The sequence below is a fragment of the Mesorhizobium sp. M0074 genome, assembly GCF_040322975.1.
Lineage (GTDB): Bacteria > Pseudomonadota > Alphaproteobacteria > Rhizobiales > Rhizobiaceae > Mesorhizobium.
The window spans coordinates 15,095-32,671 of record NZ_JAMYUM010000013.1 but is presented as its reverse complement, the minus strand read 5'-3'; the positions used below and the strand labels follow the sequence as shown (position 1 = coordinate 32,671).

Here is a 17,577-nt window from a genome sequence, read left to right as displayed (position 1 = left end):
GCCAAATTCCGCCACAATCTTGCTGGTCTGGAAGCCATTCCGCTCTAGCTACCCCGCTTTGGAGATAATCGTAATGTCATTATTGTTCCGCCGCGCGTCGCTCGCCAGCCTTGGTCTGGCATTCGGGCTATCGGCCCTCTCGCTGTCGCCGCTGATGGCGCAGGAAGCCGCCCCTGCCCAGCCGGCAGCACCCGCTCCGGCGGCCAAGCCGGTCGATCCGAACGCCGTGGTCGCCACCATCAACGGCCAGACGCTGACCGAGGCAGACCTTGGGCTTGCCGAGGGCGAGCTGTCGCAGCAGTTCGCGCAGCTTCCGCCCGAGCAGCGCCGCGCCGCGGCGCTGTCGGCGGCGATCGAAATCCGCGTAATGGCGGCTCAGGCGGTGACCACCGGCCTCGACAAGGATCCCGACTTCCAGCGCCGCATGGCCTTCCTGCAGCAGCGCGCGCTGCATGGCGAAATGGTCGAGAAGGGCGTCGTCGACAAGGTTACCGATGCCGAGGTCCGCGCCCGCTACGACCAGGAAATCGCCAACACGCCGCCCACCAATGAGGTGCACGCCCGTCACATCCTCGTGAAGACGAAGGAAGAGGCAGACGCCATCATCAAGCAGCTCGACGGCGGCGCCGACTTCCAGAAGCTTGCCAACGAGCACACCAGCGATCCGAGCGGCAAGACCAGCGGCGGCGATCTCGGCTGGTTCGGACCTGGCCAGATGGTGCCGGAATTCGACAAGGCGGTGTTTGCGCTGGCGGTCGGCAAATATACCGACCAGCCGGTGCAGTCACAGTTCGGCTGGCATGTCATCAAGGTCGAGGACAAGCGCACCAAGCAGCCGCCGGCGTTCGACCAGGTCAAGGACCAGGCGCGCCAGGCGGTCATCCGCGACAAGTATTTCGCGCTGGTCAAGTCGCTGCGCGCCAACGCCAAGGTCGACATCCCCGATGCGAACCTGAAGAAGACGGTCGACGCGCTGGAAAGCGCCAAATAGGCCAGATTGGGCTATGACAGGGCGCGCTGCCGCCCTGTCGCTTCTATTTGGGGGCGCGAGCGATGATGCGTCGACGCCGCCGCCGGACCGGCGTGGCGTCGCCGGCATCGTCAGCGACTATGCCTTTCAAGACATAGCCGACCGCCCTGCGCAGCGTCGCTTCGTCCTCGTCCAGGCGGTTCGTCAGAAGATGCGTCCAGGCGAACGAGGCGATCAGGTCGGCGACGACAGTGGCATCGACGTCGGCAGCTATCTCTCTCCTTGCCTTGGCGCGTTCGACCATCTGGCCGGTGTGGATGCGACGCCCTCTTGCGTATTCGGCGAGGGCGGCGGCGGCTTTTTCGTCCGACTGCGCCTCGGAAATCAGCGATCTGAACACGCTGCCCGACGACGTGTCGCGCCAGTGCGCGAACAAGCTCTTCAGGAAGCCGACGAGATCCTCCTCCAACTTCCCGGTGTCGGGATTATCGACGCGCTTTTGCCGTTGATAAACGTCGAGCAGCAAGGCGGCCTTGCTTGGCCACCAGCGATAGATCGTCGGTTTTCCGGCGCGTGCGCGGCGCGCCACCGCCTCGATCGAGAAGCCGGAATAGCCAGCTTCGACAAGTACCGCCTCGGCGGCATCGAGAATGGCATCGGCGCTTTCCGGGCTGCGCCGTGCGCCAGCCGACTTGCGCCCGGGATCGGTGATTTCGCCCATCTCTTCTTCCTTACCCGCGATTTCGCCAGCCATCATATACAACTCTTGACGAAACGGAACGATCCGTTTTATATGTAACGGAACGTTCCGTAACGATAAGGAGAGTTTGATGAACTCGATCGCCGTGACCCGCTTTTCGCGCCTGCGCTTCGCCCTGCTGGTGCTGCTCGGCGTCTATCCGCTGATCACAGCCATTTTGTACGTGGTTTTTCCGCTGACGCAGGAATGGCAAATCTGGCAGCGTACGCTGGTCATCGCGCCGCTGATGGTCTCGATCATGATCTGGGGGCTGATTCCGAGCGTGCAGCGGGCGTTTCGCGGGTTCATCAACCCAGCGGTCCGCTGATGTTCATTCCAGCGCTTGCGACGTTTCCGACGCAACGCGCCACTCGCCGTCGGCCAGCACGAGTTCCAGCGTCACCCGCGCCTTGCCGGTCAGGCGCTGCGCCGATTTGTCCTTCGGCACATAGTCGTAGCGCATGGCGAAAACCACGTCGGCACGGTCCTTGCCGTGCGGCGTCACCTCAAGGCTGCCGGGCTCGAGACCGAACGACCACGATGCCCATTGCGCGAACCAGTCGGTCTTGACCTTGACGATCGCCTCGCTGTCGTAGCGCGTGCCGTAGATGGTGGCCGACGAACCGTAAAGCCGCTTGACGGTTTCGCGCATTCTCCTGACATCAGGCGCCAGATAGTTTTCGCGCAAGAATTTTTCGATGGCACCCTCGTCGCCGACGGAGCGTTCGAGCGCAGCCACCTGCGACGCGGGAGCCGGGCTGACAGCCGGTTTCGGTTGCTGGGCAATGTCTGCGCCCGGAACGAATTCGAAACGCTCGAGCAGCGACCCCTGCTCCCAGGGACGCTGCGCCTCGCGCGTTGCGGAAACGACGTCGCGGCGCACTGCGATCATCATGTCGTTGATGCTTTGTCCGGGCTCGGCCATATGCCGCAAAAGTGCCGCCGCAAAGGGCGAGTTGCGTCCCGTCCCGTCCATTGCCACGGCGCCGGGTGCCGTCGAGAAGGCGATGAACGAGCCGCGCGTCGACTCGAACTGGGCAAGGCCGGCGAGAGCCGTCGCCGAGCGCGTCGTGGCGCTGCGGCTGAGACTTCGGGCAAACGGGTTGTTGCGGCAGGCATCGAGGAAGACCAGGCTGACCTTGGTCTGCTGCTCCATGATGTCGAGAACCTCGTCGATCGGCACCGCCTCGAGCTGCAGCTTGACCGGCATGTCCAGCCTGGCGTCGACCGGCACGATGAAGTTGCGCCCGTCGACCTGCAGGCCGTGGCCGGCATAGTAGAACAGCCCGGCACCGGCACCTTGCAGCGCATCGGAGAATTCGCCGATCTTGCGTTCGAGCTCGCGCTTGCCGAGATCGTTGCCTTCGATCACCTCGAAACCGATGGCGCGCAGCTTGTCGGCGATGTCGAGCGCATCGTTGACGGGATTGGCCAGCGTGCCGGCTTCGGCGTAGCTGCCGTTGCCGACCACAAGCGCCACGCGCCGCGCCGTCTGCGCATCGGCGCGCAGCAGCAGAAAGCCCAGAAACGCCAGTGCCAAGACCACAAGCCTGCCCATGGGGCAGGATCATAGCGCTATCGGTCGCAGCGACACCAACAAATTTGCAACAGCCTGCTTGCTGCCGCGGCAGGTGTCAGGCGTCCGGCACCCGTAACGGCTGTGAATACGCCTTGCGCCGGCGCGTGCTATCGGGCAAACCGGCGTTCCTTTCGCGATTTTTCCCGCCCGGGGTCTTCCATGTCCACACAGGTTTCGCCACTCGCGCCGAAGAAATATGCCAAGATGCCGGCCATCGAGGGCGTGCGCATCGCCACCGCCGAGGCCGGCATAAAATACAAGAACCGTACCGACCTGCTGGCCATGGTGTTCGACGCCGGCACCACGGTCGCCGGCGTGTTCACCAGGTCGAAATGCCCGTCGGCGCCGGTCGACTTCTGCCGGCAGAACCTCACGGCGGGCAAGGCCCGCGTGCTGGTCGTCAATTCCGGCAACGCCAATGCCTTTACCGGCCAGAAGGGCCGCGCCTCGACCGCACTCACGGGCGAGGTGGCGGCGAAGGCGGCCGACTGCACAGCGGGCGAGGTGTTCCTGGCCTCGACCGGCGTGATCGGCGAACCGCTCGACGCCGGCAAGTTCAGCCATCTGCTGGCCGGTCTGGTCAAGGACGGCAAGCCGGAATTGTGGACCGAAGCCGCCAAGGCGATCATGACCACCGACACCTATCCCAAACTGGCGACCGCGACGGTCAAGCTCGGCGATGCCGACGTCACCATCAACGGTATCGCCAAGGGCGCCGGGATGATCGCGCCCGACATGGCGACGATGCTTTCCTTCATCGCCACCGATGCGCCGATCGCAGCACCCGTGCTGCAGGACCTCCTGTCGCGCGGTACGGCCAAGACCTTCAACGCGGTTACCGTCGATAGTGACACCTCGACCAGCGACACGCTGCTGATGTTCGCCACGGGTGCTGCCGCCAGGCGCGGCGCGCCGGCAATTTCCGACCCCAAGGATGCGCGCCTCGGCGCCTTCCGCCGTGCCCTCGGCAAGGTGCTGAAATCGCTGGCACTGCAGGTGGTGCGCGACGGCGAGGGCGCCCGCAAGCAGGTCGAGGTCACCGTCACCGGGGCCAAATCGGCCCGCTCGGCCAAGCGCATCGCGCTGTCGATCGCCAATTCGCCGCTGGTCAAGACGGCAGTCGCCGGCGAGGACGCCAATTGGGGCCGCGTCGTCATGGCCGTCGGCAAGGCCGGCGAACCGGCCGACCGCGACCTTCTGTCGATCTGGTTCGGCGACAACCGCCTGGCCTATCAGGGCGAGCGCGACGCCGCCTATTCCGAGGAGGCGACTTCGGCGTATATGAAGCGCGACGAGATCCGCATCCGCGCCGATATCGGCATCGGCCGCGGCAAGGCGACGGTGTGGACCTGCGATCTCACCAAGGAATATGTCGCCATAAACGGCGATTATCGGAGCTGATGGCGTTGGCTTCCAGACATCCGGCAAGCGTGTTGGCGATCGTGCGCCGCTATGAGGCGGCCGGATTTCGCGCCTGGCCGGCGGCCGCCGTCCATTATGACGGCACCTGGGTGGTGCGGCTGACGGCCGGCCATCCGGCCAAGCGGCTGAATTCGGTCAATCCGCTCGATCCGGGCGACATCCAGCACATTGCCGAGCGCATCGGTCGCGCCAGCCGTCGGTTCGACGCCTATGGCAGGCCGCTGACCTTTCGCATCTCGCCGCTGTCGGGGCCGGATCTTTCGAAGTACCTCGACGGCGAGGGCTGGAGCATATTCGCGGAGTCGCTGGTCATGCGGCTGCCGCTGGCGGACGCCACGCTCGACGACGCCATGGACCAGATTCCGTTGAAGGACATCAGCCGTTTCATCGGCGCGGCGCTCAAGGTGAGCGGCTCGGATGTGTCGCTGCGGCCGGGCCTGTCGGAGATCATCGGCGCCATCCAGCCGGAGGCCGGGCTGTTTGCGCTGGAGGCCGGCAGCGAACCGCTGGCAACGTTGATCTGCGTGCATGACGGCGACCTTGCCGGCCTGTTCGAGATTGCCACCGACAGGTCGGTGCGCAACCAGGGCCATGGCCGCCATCTCATCCGGTCGGCGCTGAAATGGGCGCGGCTGCGCGGGGCGCGGGAAGCCTGGCTGCAGGTCGAGGCTGACAACGCGCCGGCGCTGGCGCTCTACCGTTCGCTCGGATTCGACGAAGTCTATCGCTATCGCTATCGCCGGCCACCCGGCGCATGAGCGGCTTGGATACGATCGGCAAACGCCTGCTCCTGGTCGCGGCCTGCGCGCTGGTCGATGCCGACGGGCGCGTGCTTTTGGCGCAGCGGCCCGAAGGCAAGCAACTCGCCGGCCTGTGGGAGTTTCCGGGCGGCAAGGTCGAGCCCGGTGAGACGCCGGAACAATGCCTGATCCGCGAATTGTACGAGGAGATCGGCATCGAAACCGACATCCCTTGCCTGGCGCCACTCACCTTCGCCAGCCATTCCTACGATGATTTTCACCTGCTGATGCCGCTGTTCGTCTGCCGTCGATTCCGCGGCATTGCCCAGCCGAAGGAAGGCCAGGTGCTGAAATGGGTGCGGCCGCGCCAGATGCGCGATTTTCCAATGCCGCCGGCCGATGCCCCGCTGATCCAGTTCCTCATCGATCTGCTGTAACGGCCGACCTGCCGTAAATCGGGCAGCGCCGCAACGCGCTGGCAGCAGCGTTAATGAAAGATTTATCTGACCGTGAAAAATTGACGCTAGGCGGTTACGCCGATTCCACCGCTGGGGAGCGATTTGCATGAGCCTTGAAAAGGACTGGGACTCGCCTTGGCCCGACCGCCTTCCTGGCGCCGCCAATGCCGGCATGGGAATATTGCGCATCGCCCTCTTGTTCGGCTCGGCCGCGGTGGCTCTGGCCTTGATCGCGACGCCCTACCTCGACAGCCGGACCCGCTCGCAGTTTGCCCGCGACGGGCTTGATACGATGAGCACCGGCTCGATCGGCCAGCGCGATAGCTATACGCTACGCAAGAGCGTGCTGCAGCCGCTGCCCAGTTCGGTCTGCGTTATACGGGCCGATGGCAGAAGCAGCGGCGACTGCTGACTCCTCAACAGATCTCTAGGATTCGGCTGTTTCCTAGAATGCAGCAGGTTCACCGCGCGTTAAGCCTGTCGCATTAACCTTTCTTAACGGGTCGGCGCTAGGTTCGGGCAAGAGGGATGGGCGCCCATGAAAATCTTGCTGCAACGATTTTTAGACGACGAGAGGGGTGCGACGGCTATCGAATATGGTTTGATCGTCGCCGTGCTGTCGCTTGCCATTGTCGCTGGTATTGGCCAGGCTGCCGGCGCCATCCAGTGGTTGTTCAGCGACAACAGCAGCAAGCTTGCCAACGCTTTTGCACAGTGACCCGCTTAGCTTTTGCGTGGGATACGCTTAGCTTTTGCGCAAGGATACGCTCAGGGGCCGCCGGGGTTTTCCAGGATTGTCTTCAGCGATATTTTTGCGGAGCCCGGCTTCAGCGGCTTTTGCTGAGAGGCATCGGGCGCCCAGCCTGACATCCAGACCACCGAGAAACTCGCCCTGACGCGGCCATCGGCATCCGAAAACCGCTCCGCATAGATTTCGGCGGCGCGCGCGAACAGCGCTCGCGTGCCCGGCCGCCTGCTGCGGTCGACAAGCGCGCTGGTCTCGCCCATGGCGCGCAGGTCGGCGACCAGGCCAAATAGCGAATCGTAGCGCACCGTGATCGTCTCGACGTCGGCAACCGGCAGTGCCAGGCCGGCGCGCTGCAGCAGCGCGCCGGCGTCGCGGACGTCGGTGAACGGGATCACACGCGGGCTGGCGCCGCCATAGAGCTCGGTCTCGGCGGCAAGCAGGCTTTCGCGCAGTTCGGAGAGCGTGCCTGTGCCGGCGAAGGCGCCGAGGAAAAGCCCGTCCGGCTTCAGCGCCCGGCGGACCTGCACCAGCATGCCGGGAATGTCGTTCATCGCCTGCAGCGACAGCAGCGAGACTGCGAGGTCGAGGCTTTCCGGCTCGAATGGCACGGTTTCCAACGGCGCCAACAGTCCTGGCTGGCCACCCAGGAAAGCGGCGTCGGCCTCGACGCGCACGTTTTCCGTCACCTTGCCGCTTTCGGCGAGCACCTCTGCTGCTGCCGGCGTCTGGCAAAACAATGAGGCCGCCTTGCCGAACCTGCGTTCGACGGCGCCGAGCCGGTCGGCAAGATCCTCGGCCGCCCGCCGCATGAGGAAATCCGCGCCGGCGATGGGACGGGTCAGTGCCCGGCGCTTGCGCGCCAGCCAGAGCGAGGTGTCAATTACAGGCTGCAATGGGCAGGTCCTTGTGCTTCGCTCTCTGATATAGTGATGCGGAGGACCAACCACGTGGCCGATCCCATGCCAGAGATCAAGCGTAGTGCGATCAAGAGCATTGCCCGCAAGGCATTGGGCTGGCCAGCGCGCCTCTTGTTCCCGCCGGTCTGTGCCGGCTGCCGCCGCCATGTCTCGCAGCCCGGCGTGTTGTGCGGCGCCTGCTGGCCGAAACTCAGGCTGCTGGAACGGCCGTGGTGCCCGGTGATGGGCACGCCGTTCACCCACAATATGGGTGAGGGTTTCCTGTCGGCGGAGGCGATAGCCGACCCGCCGCCGTTCGAGCGCGCGCGGGCGGCGGTCGCCTATTCCGGCGTTGCCCGCCAGATGGTGCAAGGGCTGAAATACCAGGACCGCACCGATCTGGCGCCGTGGATGGCGCGCTGGATGCTTCGCGCCGGTGCCGAGCTCATCGCCGAGGCCGACGTGGTCGTGCCGGTGCCGCTGCACTGGCGGCGTTTCTTCCGACGGCAGTTCAACCAGTCGGCGGAACTGGCGCGGGCGGTGGCGCAGCTCGGGGAGCGGCCTTTCGCGCCATCAGCCATCAGGCGCGTCAAACTCACGCGCCAGCAGGTCGGGCTTGAGCGGCGGGAACGCGAGGAAAATGTTCGCGCCGCATTCAAAGTGCCTGATGAGGCGGAGATCGAAATCGCCGGCCGCCGGGTGCTGCTGATCGACGATGTCTACACCACCGGCGCCACCGTCCGCGCGGTCGCCAAGGCGTTGAAGAAGGGCGGTGCCGGCGCGGTCGACGTACTGACCTTTGCGCGTGTGCTGCCGGGGGACTTTCGGGCCGACGAATCGGCGCCTATATAGCCTAGGAACGAGGCAGGATTGCTGACCGATGGTCGATGTGACGATCTACACGCGGATGATGTGCGGCTATTGCACCGCGGCCAAGCGGCTGCTCGACAGGAAGGGTGTGACCTACACCGAGCACGACGCCTCGTTCTCGCCGGAGCTGCGCCAGGAGATGATCTCCCGCGCTCACGGCCGTTCCACCTTTCCGCAGATATTCATCGGCGACACGCATGTCGGCGGCTCTGACGATCTCCACGAATTGGAGGCGGAAGGACGGCTGGACAAATTGCTCGCCAACGGCTCGGCCAGATAAGGACATGACGATGGGTGGTTTCAAGGCGGCGGCGATCCAGATGCGTTCGGGAACCAGCCCGGAGCGCAATGCGGTCGATCTGGAACGGCTGGTGCGCGAGGCGGCAGGCCTTGGCGCGACCTATATCCAGACGCCGGAAATGACCGGCGCGCTGATCCGCGACAGCCAGGCATGGGCCGCTTCCTTCACCTCCGAGGACAAGGACATCGTCGTCTCGACGTCGCGGCGGCTGGCCAAGGAGCTCGGCATTTTCCTGCATATCGGCTCGACCGCCATTCTGCGCGCCGACGGCAAGCTTGCCAACCGCGCCCTTCTGTTCGGGCCGGACGGCGCCAGGATTGCCACCTACGACAAGATCCACATGTTCGACGTCGATCTCGACAATGGCGAGAGCTGGCGCGAATCCGCCGCCTATGAGCCTGGCACCGAGGCCGTCGTCGCCGAAGTCAATGGCGCGAAGCTCGGCTTTGCCGTCTGCTACGATCTGCGCTTTCCGCAGCTGTTCCGTGCCGAGGCGCTGGCCGGCGCCGATCTGCTTTCGGTGCCCGCCGCCTTCACCCGCCAGACCGGCGAAGCGCATTGGCACGTGCTGCTCAGGGCGCGCGCCATCGAGAACGGCGCCTATGTGGTTGCCGCCGCGCAAGGCGGCGTGCACGAGGACGGCCGCGAAACCTATGGCCATTCGCTGATCGTCGATCCCTGGGGCCGCATCGTCGCCGAAGCTGCGCATGACGAGCCGGCGGTGATCGTCGCCGAGATCGACCCGGCGCAGTCAGTCGCTGCGCGCAAAAAGATACCGAATCTCAAAAACGCACGCGATTTTGCCGTAAACGCCGGTTCGGCGGAGGCAATGCCGCTCAGGGGTGCCGCCTCTTGATCCGCTTTTCCCTGATCTGCGAACACGAGCACGAATTCGAGGCCTGGTTCCGCAGCAACGACGATTTCGACACCCAGAAGAGGCGCGGTTTCGTCGATTGCCCGGCCTGCGGCTCGCACAAGGTCGACAAGGCGCTGATGGCGCCTGCCGTCTCCACCGGGCGCAAGCGCGAAAGCATCGCGCTGGCCATGGGCGAGGCGCAGAAGCAGGCGCTGGCGCAGCTCAAGGCGCTGGCCGACAAGGTGCGCGAGAATGCCGACTATGTCGGCGACAAATTTGCCGAGGAAGCGCGCAAGATCCATTTCGGCGAAAGCGATCCGCGCGGCATCTATGGCGAGGCGACGCTGGACGAGGCCAAGAGCCTCGCCGAAGACGGCGTCGAGTTCATGCCTATTCCAAGCTTCCCCGACGACCGCAACTGAGGAAAGTCTTGCCCCATCCGGAGAAGACTGAAAAGCGGCGTGGTTCAGAGGTAGTGATCCGTGTTTTCAGCTGGTTGGCTATAAAGTCGATCGACAAGAGGACGATCGATGGGTTGCCAGTTTTCTATAATGGCGAGAGCGGTGGGAAAGATGCAGATAAGGTTGCCGCCGCGCTGCGGTTGATTCAGAAATTTGACCCTGTTCGATACAGCCGTCTGGTCCGCGATCTCAAACGGATCTGGATTACAATCAATCCAGGTGCCGCTGCGCAATTTGTGAAATCGACTTCGACTTGCGAGCTTGATCGGCGATTTGTTCTAGGCGAGCACACGCTGAGCGACCAGATCGCCAGCGCGATAGTGCATGAGGCGACGCATGCGCGTCTCCATCAGCGAGGCATTGGCTATGAGGAGGAATTGCGCCACCGGGTGGAGTGGGTTTGCATGAGACGTGAACTGGCTTTTGCGGCGAAACTGCCGGACGGGGCGAGTATTCGTCAATGGGTCGAAGCTCGACAAACGGAACCCTCGGATTTTTCCAATGTAGCGATGAATGGTCGGCAAATTGATAGCGCGCGTGATGCCTTGCTCCATCTCAATGCTCCAGGTTGGCTGGCAGACTTGATCGTCTTTTTCGCCCGGCGGCGATATCAGAGGCGTATCAGGCGACAAGAAGCTGAAGCGCATTTCGACAAGCGAAAATGATGCTCCGTTTCGCTTGTGGGGATTCGCTTCCGCCCAGAGCGGCGATGCCGCCGCCCCCTGCACAAGCGTCCGCAATTTCAGGCCGAGCAGCAAGGATGGGCCTCGCGGGTAATCGTTTCGCTGCTTCTTTCATGCCCACTGCCTGACGGGCTTGCTTCACTTGACGGGCTTGCTTCCGCATAGGCTGCAAACTGGCGTTCAAGCGCCTTGACTGCACTGCTGCGCCAGCCCTCCGCCAGGGATTCCGACATGGGATCGGGGAAGATTTCCTCTTCGCCGTTCTCCACGCCGTTCAGGATTGCCCGCGCGACAGACTCCGCAGAGGCCTTCGCAATGTCCAGGCCCCGTGTCATGTCCGTGTCCACCGGGCCGGGAAGGACCCTGTGGACGCTGACACCCCGTCCGGCCAAAAGGGTGCGCAACGACTGCGACAGCGAGAACGAGGCCGCCTTCGAGACCGAGTAGGCCGGACTGAACGGCACGGCGGCAATCGAGGCCAGCGACAGAATGTTGACGATGGCTCCCCGCGACCGGGCGAGCAACGGCAGCAGAGCCTGGGTAACGTCGTACGAGCCGAAGAGGTTTACGGCGAGCTGTTGTTCGAGCACACGACGGTCGCTGAGGTCATCGATGGGGGATACGCCGGCGTTGTTGATGAGGATATCGAGAGCATCGATCTTCTCGACGGCCTCCCGGATCTGCGCAGCGTTGGTCACATCCATGGTCAGGGACGTCACACGCCGGTCAGGGTGGGCCATGGCTTGGCGGGTTGCAGCATAGACGCGCTTTACGCCTCTGCTCAGGGCTTCCTCGACCAGTGCCCGACCGATGCCCCGATTGGCTCCAGTCACCAGGATGGTTGAACCTTCGATCTTCATTGCGTCTCTCCTAGTGCTTATCGTTGCGTTCGAGCTAGTGCACAGTCTAGCCGCGACTCAAGGTTGGCGCGCCGCAACTCAGGTTGGCTACAGTCGCCGTTGTCGATACGACTGGTTGGTGAGATGGACTTAGCGCCGGACGTCGAAGCCATGGGAGTGACAAGTGTGACGGGATTCCGATGGACTCGCTGATCACGGCCGCGGCGCATGCGCTTGCGGCGGGCGATCCGCTCGGCGCCTTGAAGCGGGTTGCGCTGCGCGACGATGCGCCGGCACTGGCGTTGCGCGGTATCGCGATGGCGCAGCTTGGCGACCTGGTTCGGGCGAAGGTTCTTCTCAAGAGGGCGGCGCGCGCATTCAGCCCGAGGGAGGCCGTGGCCCGCGCGCGGTGTATCGTCGCCGAGGCCGAGATCGCGCTCGTCTCGCGCGACCTTACCTGGCCGGCCAAGGCACTCGACGCCGCACGGGCGACGCTTGAAAAGCATGGCGACCGCGTCAACGCCGCGCATGCGCGCAACCTCGACGTTCGGCGCCTGCTGCTGATCGGCCATCTCGACGAAGCCGAGCGCAGGCTGGACGGCTTCGATCCCTCGCCGCTGCCGCCGGCATCGCGGGCCGCCCACGAGCTGGCTGTCGCCGGCATCGCCATCCGCCGCTTGCGGACCGGCCCTGCGCGCGCCGCGCTTGGCCTGGCGGCGCGGGCGGCGCGCGCGTCCGGCATCCCCGCGCTGATCGCGGAGGTGGAGAGCGCATCGCTGGTGCTGGACACGCCGGCCGCACGCCTTGTCGCGCGTGGCGGGGAACGGCCCCTCCTGCTCGATGAAGTCGAAGCGCTCCTGGCGTCGGGGGCGCTCGTGGTGGATGCATGCCGCAATGTCGTGCGGGTCGCAGACAACGTCGTCTCGCTGGCGACCCGCCCGGTGCTGTTCGCGCTGGCCCGCGCGCTGGCCGAAGCCTGGCCGGCTGACGTGGCAAGAAGTATGCTTATTGCGCGCGCTTTCCGCGGAAAGGACGCGGACGAATCACATCGCGCACGGTTACGGGTCGAAGCCGGGCGGCTTCGCGCGGAGCTTCGGAGTTTGGCGGATGTGAGCGCGACGAAGCGGGGCTTTGCGCTGGCCCCGCGCCGCGCAGGTGAGGTCGTCGTGCTGGCGCCACCCGTCGAAGAAGAGCATGCCGCCGTGCTCGCCTTTCTCGCCGACGGCGAGTCTTGGTCGAGTTCGGCCCTGTCGATTGTGCTGGGAGCCAGTTCGCGTACCGTGCAGCGAGCGCTCGAGCAACTCGCCCTGGCCGGCAAGGTGCAGTCGTTCGGCCGCGGACGGGCGCGTCGCTGGATGACCCCACCGCTGACGGGTTTCCCGACAATCTTGTTACTCCCCGGCCCACTGCCGGGCTACTAGGATGGAATCATGGAACGATCCGCAGCCGAAATCCTTCGAGAATATGGACCCTTTCCGGGTGTCGACCACGTAGACGGCGTTACCTTCGACGGTGAGCATGTCTGGTTTGCCTCAGGCGACAGATTGAACGCCTTCGATCCGGCAAGCGGCAAAGTGGTGCGCTCGATCGATGTCGCGGCACACGCCGGAACGGCCTTCGACGGCCAGCATCTCTATCAGATCGCCGAGGATCGTATCCAGAAGATCGATCCGAAGAATGGCCACGTCCTGGCGACGATCCCGGCGCCCGGCAATGGCGGTGATTCCGGGCTCGCCTGGGCCGAAGGAACACTCTGGGTCGGGCAGCATCGGGGCCGAAAGATTCATCAGGTCGATCCCGAGACAGGGGCAATCCTTCGCACCATCGTTTCCAACCGCGTCGTCACCGGCGTCAGCTGGGTCGACGGCGAGCTGTGGCATGGCACCTGGGAGGGCGAGGAGAGCGATGTCAGACGGATCGATCCTGAAACGGGAAAGGTCCTTGAGAAGCTCGATATGCCGCCGGGAACAGGCGTGTCGGGGCTCGAATCCGATGGCGGCGACCAGTTTTTCTGTGGCGGCGGAAACAGCGGCAAGATCAGAGCTGTTCGCCGGCCCAAACGAGGCTCGGCGACCAGAATCTGAGTTTTTGCCCTCCGTAGCCGTTTGATTTCGGGACCATTCGAGCTAACTGGTTTTTGCGGTTTTTAGCCCGGTGGTCCGAACCAGGTGTTCATCGCGTCTTGAAGACCATCCTGCGTCCTGTCGCCTACCCAAGCAACATATCCATCGGGTCGGATTAAAACTGCGGTTGGAGCGGAGACCAAACCTAGCGCAGGCAACTCCCATGGATCGTCCCATTTGGCGTAAACCAACTTAATGCGGTCTGACCACGGCTTGATGTCGAGGCTGCCCGGCGCGTCGAGATTCAAGAGCACTGGCCGCGCTTTTTGGAGGAGCGCAAATACGCGCATGGGACCATCAGGCGTGGCCAGGTCGAGGTCAGGAATGCGGCGGCCGACCAGCGGATGCCCCTGGCCGAGGTCGTAATGGATACCAAGTCCGGACATCTCGGCAGCGATCCGTTTGCGAGGCTCCTCCATCCCAAGGAGCTCTGATACGATTTCACGCAAGGCTTCAGTGCGATCATCAGTACGTTGCAATGCGACCTGTGCCATTGTCGTACGCAACACGCGGGTCGCAACCGGATGCCGCTCGATGTGATAAGTGTCGAGCAAGCGTTCAGGCGATGTTCCTTTCACCACTTGGGCCAACTTCCAACCGAGGTTCACCGCATCCTGCACACCGATATTGAGGCCTTGTCCGCCCACCGGGGAATGCACATGGGCGGCATCGCCCGCTAGGAGAACCCGGCCCTTGCGGTAAGCCGCCGCCTGCCGCGACATGTCCGTGAACCTGGAAATCCAGGTTGGGCTATGGATTCCGTAATCTGTTCCGCATGCGGCGACGAGCGCTTCGCGGAGATCGCGCAGCGTGGGCTCGGTCGTGGCGCCGACATTCTTTTCAGTGACCATGACGCCTATGGGACCTTTATCGGCAAAGACGACCTTGCCGTCACGAATTTCGTACTCTTCCCTGCCGAAGGCATGGATGCCAAGTGCGGTGCGATGAATGCCCAGTGGCGGCTCCTCCGCCATCTCGGCCTCGGCGAGGATGCTGCTGGTCGTCGCATCCCATCCTCGAAACTCAATGCCAGCAGCTTTGCGGACCAGACTGCGGCCTCCATCACACCCGACGAGATAGCTTGCCCGCAGCGACGCACCATCGGACAGTTCGATGGTGACGCCGGCGTCGTCCTGCACGAAACACGTTAATTCACGGGCGCGATAGATCGGCACTGCCAGCTCGCTGACCCATCCAGCGAGAATGCGCTCAATGTGTTTCTGTCTCAGCGCCAGCCCGTAGTTGTGGCGGGTCGGAAAATCGCTGATGTCTAAACGCATCGCCGCGAATCCGGTGACTTGGGCTATTTGTCCTTCGGCGAGGAACCGGTCCGCGATGCCGCGCTGATCGAAAACTTCGAGAGTGCGTGAACTCAGACCTCCAGCACGCGAACCGGCAAGCTCTTGGTTCGGGCGGCGTTCGACAATGGCTACGTCGATGCCTGCCAACGCCAACTCGCCTGCCAGGGTTAGGCCCGTCGGACCTCCTCCGGCAATCACGACTGCATGTTCTGTCATCGGCAAACTCCTCTGGCAGTTACGACTCCCAATGCAATGATCGCAGAGTCCCAGTGGTTGCCGTTTGGGTTAGTTCAGGCTCGCTATCAATTTTTCGAGCAGGCGAGCGAGCATGATCTGCTCCGGGCGTATCAGGCCGGAAAGTATCTGGTGCTCGTTGGCGACGTGAGCGGTAACCGCCTCGTCAATCAACGCCAGACCCTTTTTAGTCAGCTGCACGACAATGCCGCGGCGATCGTCGGGGTGCGGCCCGCGCTTGATCAGGCCGGATTTCTCGAGCCGGTCGAGGCGGTTGGTCATCGCGCCCGACGTCACCATCGTCGCCTCGTAGAGAGCCGTCGGCGTCAGCGCGTATGGCGGCCCGGAACGACGCAGCGTTGCCAGCACATCGAATTCTCCGGATTGCAGCCCGTAACTTGCAAACAGCGGCGCCAGCCGCTCTCGTGCGATCAGCGAGGCGGCCTCGTTCAACCGTCCGAGCACGGCCATCGGCGAGACATCGAGATCCGGCCGTTCCTTTTTCCATTGCCCGATCGCTTTTGCTGCGCGATCCATGTCTCTCACCGTTATGTATCTTGACGTGAAGAATCTTTAGCTTATCTTACCTCAGCTTGCGATATTGGCCAAGTGCCGCGAACGGGCGACGGGACGGTGCGATGAAATTTCTCTGGGACTCGGCGCTTGGCCTTCTGGTTGTCACCGGTGGACTGCTCGGCCTGACGCTGCCGTTCGGCAAGATCGCGACGGCGGCCGGCGTGGCCGCCATGGTCTGGGCCTTCGTCATCTCGCTTGGTGCCGGCGGCGTGCTTTTATGCGCATTGCTGCTCAACGGGAAGCGCATGCGGCTTACGCCGCACAGGCTGCGCTATTTCTTCGTCACCGCGGCCGTCTCATATGCAATCCCCAATCTGCTGATGTTTTCAGCCATTCCGCATCTGGGCGCCGGCTACAGCGGCATCATGTTCACGCTGTCGCCGGTCGTCACGCTGGTGTTCTCGATGCTGCTCGGCGTCAGGCGCCCGACCATGCTGGGCATCGTCGGCATAGTCGTCGGTTTCGTCGGCGCAGTCATGGTGGCGGTGACGCGCGGCGAAGCGGGCCAGCCGGCCGAATTTTTCTGGGTTGCGATGGGCCTGCTCATCCCGGTCAGCCTCGCCGCCGGCAACATTTACCGTACCGTCGACTGGCCCGAAGGCACCGGCCCGATCGAGCTCGCCGTCGGCAGCCATCTGGCAGCAGCCTTGATGCTGTTTGCCGGCATTCTGGTCCTGCTTGGCGGCAATGCATTCGGCTCGCTCGGCGGCGTGCCGCTGGTCGCTGCGGCACAGGTGGCATCAGCCTCGGCGATGTTCGCCTTCTTCTTCCGCCTGCAAGCGGTCGGCGGCCCGGTCTATCTCAGCCAGATCGGCTACGTCGCGGCGGCGGTCGGGCTGTTTGCCGGGACCCTCTTCCTCGGCGAGCGCTATCAACTGCTGACCTGGGCCGGTGCCGTCATCATCACCGCCGGCGTGTTCATCACCACCAAGGCGCAAAGCCAGAGGCCATAGGGGCCAGAAGGCGTAAGCTTCAGACGGATGCCTTCTCCGCCAGCACCATGTAGTTGACGTCCATGTCCTTCGAGCGCTGCCAGCGGTCGGCGAGCGGGTTGTAGGTGACGCCGGTGCGGTCGATGACGGTCAGGCCGGCGCCGGCAAGCGCCTTTTCCAGTTCCTCGGGGCGCACCAGCTTGCCGAACTGGTGGGTGCCGCGTGGCAGCCAACGCAGCACATATTCGGCGCCGATGATGGCCAGGCCCAGGGCCTTCAGCGTGCGGTTGATGGTGGCGACGAACATGATGCCGCCAGGCTTGACCATCTCGCCGCATTTGGCCAGGAACAGATCGACATTGGCGACATGCTCGACCACTTCCATGTTGAGGATGACGTCGAATTTTTCGCCGGCATCGGCAAGGTCTTCCGCGGTCGTGGCGCGATAATCCACGCTCACGCCGACTTCCGCCGCATGCAGCTTGGCCACTTCGATGTTGGTGGCGGAGGCATCGGCGCCGACCACTTCGGCGCCAAGCCGCGCCATCGGCTCGCACAAAAGCCCGCCGCCGCAGCCGATGTCAAGGAAGCGCAGGCCTTCGAACGGCCGTGCCGCACGCGGATCGCGGCCGAAGCGGGCCGCCACCTGATCGCGGATATAGGCAAGCCGGATCGGGTTGAACTTGTGCAACGGGCGGAACTTGCCGTTCGGGTTCCACCATTCGGCGGCAAGGGCGGAAAAGCGTTCCACCTCTCCGGCATCGATCGTCGATCGTCGGGGCTCTGGCATGGCGTGGTCTCCTCGGACGCTAGGAAGTCGGGCGCGAGGCTGCGAATGTCAAGGCGCGA

The 17,577-nt window shown here is 64.0% G+C and carries 22 protein-coding genes; 15 read left to right on the top strand and 7 right to left on the bottom strand.

All coding sequences use genetic code 11. The features are described from left to right. Positions 1–73: 73 nt before the first annotated feature. Entirely contained in the window at positions 74–991 is a 918-nt protein-coding gene (locus NKJ73_RS18525) for a peptidylprolyl isomerase (protein ID WP_352570530.1), read from the top strand. 43 nt (positions 992–1,034) lie between these two features. Here NKJ73_RS18525 and NKJ73_RS18520 read toward each other — a convergent pair whose 3' ends face one another. Further along, positions 1,035–1,691, bottom strand: a complete 657-nt coding sequence (locus NKJ73_RS18520; protein ID WP_352570633.1) for a TetR/AcrR family transcriptional regulator — start codon at positions 1,689–1,691, stop codon at positions 1,035–1,037. Positions 1,692–1,800: 109 nt separating this feature from the next. Between NKJ73_RS18520 and NKJ73_RS18515 the strand changes: the two genes are divergently transcribed. Then, positions 1,801–2,037, top strand: coding sequence for a putative antibiotic biosynthesis monooxygenase (locus NKJ73_RS18515; RefSeq protein ID WP_352570529.1), 237 nt, complete (start codon positions 1,801–1,803; stop codon positions 2,035–2,037). A 3-nt stretch (positions 2,038–2,040) separates the two neighbouring features. Here NKJ73_RS18515 and NKJ73_RS18510 read toward each other — a convergent pair whose 3' ends face one another. Continuing rightward, complete coding sequence (locus NKJ73_RS18510) at positions 2,041–3,267, bottom strand: caspase family protein (RefSeq protein WP_352570527.1); 1,227 nt, start codon at positions 3,265–3,267, stop codon at positions 2,041–2,043. Between the two features lie 180 nt (positions 3,268–3,447). Between NKJ73_RS18510 and argJ the strand changes: the two genes are divergently transcribed. The 5 genes from argJ (at position 3,448) to NKJ73_RS18485 (ending at position 6,626) form a co-directional block, all read left to right on the top strand. Next, on the top strand, positions 3,448–4,689 hold the full coding sequence (argJ, locus tag NKJ73_RS18505; RefSeq protein WP_352570526.1) for a bifunctional glutamate N-acetyltransferase/amino-acid acetyltransferase ArgJ: 1,242 nt from the start codon (positions 3,448–3,450) through the stop codon (positions 4,687–4,689). Next, positions 4,689–5,468 carry a GNAT family N-acetyltransferase gene (locus NKJ73_RS18500; protein ID WP_352570524.1) on the top strand — a complete coding sequence of 260 codons (780 nt, stop codon included), beginning with the start codon at positions 4,689–4,691 and terminating at the stop codon, positions 5,466–5,468. Before argJ ends, NKJ73_RS18500 begins: the two co-directional genes overlap by 1 nt. Then, entirely contained in the window at positions 5,465–5,887 is a 423-nt protein-coding gene (locus NKJ73_RS18495; RefSeq protein WP_023677979.1) for a (deoxy)nucleoside triphosphate pyrophosphohydrolase, read from the top strand. Before NKJ73_RS18500 ends, NKJ73_RS18495 begins: the two co-directional genes overlap by 4 nt. 127 nt (positions 5,888–6,014) lie before the next feature. After that, entirely contained in the window at positions 6,015–6,320 is a 306-nt protein-coding gene (locus NKJ73_RS18490) for a hypothetical protein (protein ID WP_023677980.1), read from the top strand. Between the two features lie 126 nt (positions 6,321–6,446). Next, positions 6,447–6,626, top strand: a complete 180-nt coding sequence (locus NKJ73_RS18485) for a Flp family type IVb pilin (RefSeq protein WP_352456654.1) — start codon at positions 6,447–6,449, stop codon at positions 6,624–6,626. 50 nt (positions 6,627–6,676) lie between these two features. Here the strand turns inward: NKJ73_RS18485 and NKJ73_RS18480 are convergent, their stop codons facing one another. After that, entirely contained in the window at positions 6,677–7,549 is an 873-nt protein-coding gene (locus NKJ73_RS18480; RefSeq protein ID WP_352453067.1) for a methyltransferase domain-containing protein, read from the bottom strand. 54 nt (positions 7,550–7,603) lie between these two features. Between NKJ73_RS18480 and NKJ73_RS18475 the strand changes: the two genes are divergently transcribed. From NKJ73_RS18475 to NKJ73_RS18455, 5 genes are read left to right on the top strand one after another with little or no spacing between them, the layout of a single operon-like run. Continuing rightward, the gene (locus tag NKJ73_RS18475) at positions 7,604–8,404 is read left to right on the top strand and encodes a ComF family protein (protein WP_352570523.1); all 801 of its coding nucleotides are present in this window, start codon (positions 7,604–7,606) and stop codon (positions 8,402–8,404) included. A 28-nt stretch (positions 8,405–8,432) separates the two neighbouring features. Continuing rightward, positions 8,433–8,702 (top strand): glutaredoxin 3, encoded by a 270-nt coding sequence (grxC, locus tag NKJ73_RS18470; protein ID WP_352491813.1) that lies wholly within the window; start codon positions 8,433–8,435, stop codon positions 8,700–8,702. A gap of 10 nt (positions 8,703–8,712) precedes the next feature. Continuing rightward, positions 8,713–9,579 (top strand): carbon-nitrogen hydrolase family protein, encoded by an 867-nt coding sequence (locus NKJ73_RS18465; protein ID WP_352570521.1) that lies wholly within the window; start codon positions 8,713–8,715, stop codon positions 9,577–9,579. Further along, positions 9,576–10,001 carry a DUF1178 family protein gene (locus NKJ73_RS18460; RefSeq protein ID WP_352471325.1) on the top strand — a complete coding sequence of 142 codons (426 nt, stop codon included), beginning with the start codon at positions 9,576–9,578 and terminating at the stop codon, positions 9,999–10,001. Before NKJ73_RS18465 ends, NKJ73_RS18460 begins: the two co-directional genes overlap by 4 nt. Positions 10,002–10,009: 8 nt before the next feature. Further along, positions 10,010–10,705 (top strand): hypothetical protein, encoded by a 696-nt coding sequence (locus tag NKJ73_RS18455; RefSeq protein WP_352570520.1) that lies wholly within the window; start codon positions 10,010–10,012, stop codon positions 10,703–10,705. A 77-nt stretch (positions 10,706–10,782) separates the two neighbouring features. Here the strand turns inward: NKJ73_RS18455 and NKJ73_RS18450 are convergent, their stop codons facing one another. Further along, on the bottom strand, positions 10,783–11,583 hold the full coding sequence (locus tag NKJ73_RS18450) for an SDR family NAD(P)-dependent oxidoreductase (RefSeq protein ID WP_352570519.1): 801 nt from the start codon (positions 11,581–11,583) through the stop codon (positions 10,783–10,785). A 179-nt stretch (positions 11,584–11,762) separates the two neighbouring features. Here NKJ73_RS18450 and NKJ73_RS18445 point away from each other — a divergent pair, with 179 nt between their 5' ends. Together NKJ73_RS18445 and NKJ73_RS18440 are read left to right on the top strand one after the other, a co-directional pair. Further along, positions 11,763–12,983 (top strand): helix-turn-helix domain-containing protein, encoded by a 1,221-nt coding sequence (locus NKJ73_RS18445; protein WP_352570518.1) that lies wholly within the window; start codon positions 11,763–11,765, stop codon positions 12,981–12,983. Between the two features lie 9 nt (positions 12,984–12,992). Beyond that, complete coding sequence (locus tag NKJ73_RS18440; protein ID WP_023675144.1) at positions 12,993–13,646, top strand: Vgb family protein; 654 nt, start codon at positions 12,993–12,995, stop codon at positions 13,644–13,646. A 62-nt stretch (positions 13,647–13,708) separates the two neighbouring features. Here the strand turns inward: NKJ73_RS18440 and NKJ73_RS18435 are convergent, their stop codons facing one another. Continuing rightward, complete coding sequence (locus NKJ73_RS18435; protein ID WP_352570517.1) at positions 13,709–15,202, bottom strand: FAD-dependent monooxygenase; 1,494 nt, start codon at positions 15,200–15,202, stop codon at positions 13,709–13,711. A gap of 69 nt (positions 15,203–15,271) precedes the next feature. Then, positions 15,272–15,757 (bottom strand): MarR family winged helix-turn-helix transcriptional regulator, encoded by a 486-nt coding sequence (locus tag NKJ73_RS18430; RefSeq protein WP_352542481.1) that lies wholly within the window; start codon positions 15,755–15,757, stop codon positions 15,272–15,274. 101 nt (positions 15,758–15,858) lie between these two features. Here NKJ73_RS18430 and NKJ73_RS18425 point away from each other — a divergent pair, with 101 nt between their 5' ends. Continuing rightward, positions 15,859–16,749, top strand: coding sequence for a DMT family transporter (locus tag NKJ73_RS18425; RefSeq protein ID WP_352503215.1), 891 nt, complete (start codon positions 15,859–15,861; stop codon positions 16,747–16,749). A 19-nt stretch (positions 16,750–16,768) separates the two neighbouring features. On the opposite strand, the gene ubiG is transcribed toward NKJ73_RS18425, so the two are convergent. After that, entirely contained in the window at positions 16,769–17,518 is a 750-nt protein-coding gene (gene ubiG / locus NKJ73_RS18420; protein WP_023675148.1) for a bifunctional 2-polyprenyl-6-hydroxyphenol methylase/3-demethylubiquinol 3-O-methyltransferase UbiG, read from the bottom strand. Positions 17,519–17,577: the final 59 nt, after the last annotated feature.

Bases quoted from the DNA above. Each gene is read 5' to 3' on its own strand.
- NKJ73_RS18525 (WP_352570530.1), top strand. From the start codon at position 74: ATGTCATTATTGTTCCGCCGCGCGTCGCTCGCCAGCCTTGGTCTGGCA.
- NKJ73_RS18520 (WP_352570633.1), bottom strand. From the start codon at position 1,691: ATGGGCGAAATCACCGATCCCGGGCGCAAGTCGGCTGGCGCACGGCGC.
- NKJ73_RS18515 (WP_352570529.1), top strand. From the start codon at position 1,801: ATGAACTCGATCGCCGTGACCCGCTTTTCGCGCCTGCGCTTCGCCCTG.
- NKJ73_RS18510 (WP_352570527.1), bottom strand. From the start codon at position 3,267: ATGGGCAGGCTTGTGGTCTTGGCACTGGCGTTTCTGGGCTTTCTGCTG.
- argJ (WP_352570526.1), top strand. From the start codon at position 3,448: ATGTCCACACAGGTTTCGCCACTCGCGCCGAAGAAATATGCCAAGATG.
- NKJ73_RS18500 (WP_352570524.1), top strand. From the start codon at position 4,689: ATGGCGTTGGCTTCCAGACATCCGGCAAGCGTGTTGGCGATCGTGCGC.
- NKJ73_RS18495 (WP_023677979.1), top strand. From the start codon at position 5,465: ATGAGCGGCTTGGATACGATCGGCAAACGCCTGCTCCTGGTCGCGGCC.
- NKJ73_RS18490 (WP_023677980.1), top strand. From the start codon at position 6,015: ATGAGCCTTGAAAAGGACTGGGACTCGCCTTGGCCCGACCGCCTTCCT.
- NKJ73_RS18485 (WP_352456654.1), top strand. From the start codon at position 6,447: ATGAAAATCTTGCTGCAACGATTTTTAGACGACGAGAGGGGTGCGACG.
- grxC (WP_352491813.1), top strand. From the start codon at position 8,433: ATGGTCGATGTGACGATCTACACGCGGATGATGTGCGGCTATTGCACC.
- NKJ73_RS18465 (WP_352570521.1), top strand. From the start codon at position 8,713: ATGGGTGGTTTCAAGGCGGCGGCGATCCAGATGCGTTCGGGAACCAGC.
- NKJ73_RS18450 (WP_352570519.1), bottom strand. From the start codon at position 11,583: ATGAAGATCGAAGGTTCAACCATCCTGGTGACTGGAGCCAATCGGGGC.
- NKJ73_RS18445 (WP_352570518.1), top strand. From the start codon at position 11,763: ATGGACTCGCTGATCACGGCCGCGGCGCATGCGCTTGCGGCGGGCGAT.
- NKJ73_RS18440 (WP_023675144.1), top strand. From the start codon at position 12,993: ATGGAACGATCCGCAGCCGAAATCCTTCGAGAATATGGACCCTTTCCG.
- NKJ73_RS18435 (WP_352570517.1), bottom strand. From the start codon at position 15,202: ATGACAGAACATGCAGTCGTGATTGCCGGAGGAGGTCCGACGGGCCTA.
- NKJ73_RS18430 (WP_352542481.1), bottom strand. From the start codon at position 15,757: ATGGATCGCGCAGCAAAAGCGATCGGGCAATGGAAAAAGGAACGGCCG.
- NKJ73_RS18425 (WP_352503215.1), top strand. From the start codon at position 15,859: ATGAAATTTCTCTGGGACTCGGCGCTTGGCCTTCTGGTTGTCACCGGT.
- ubiG (WP_023675148.1), bottom strand. From the start codon at position 17,518: ATGCCAGAGCCCCGACGATCGACGATCGATGCCGGAGAGGTGGAACGC.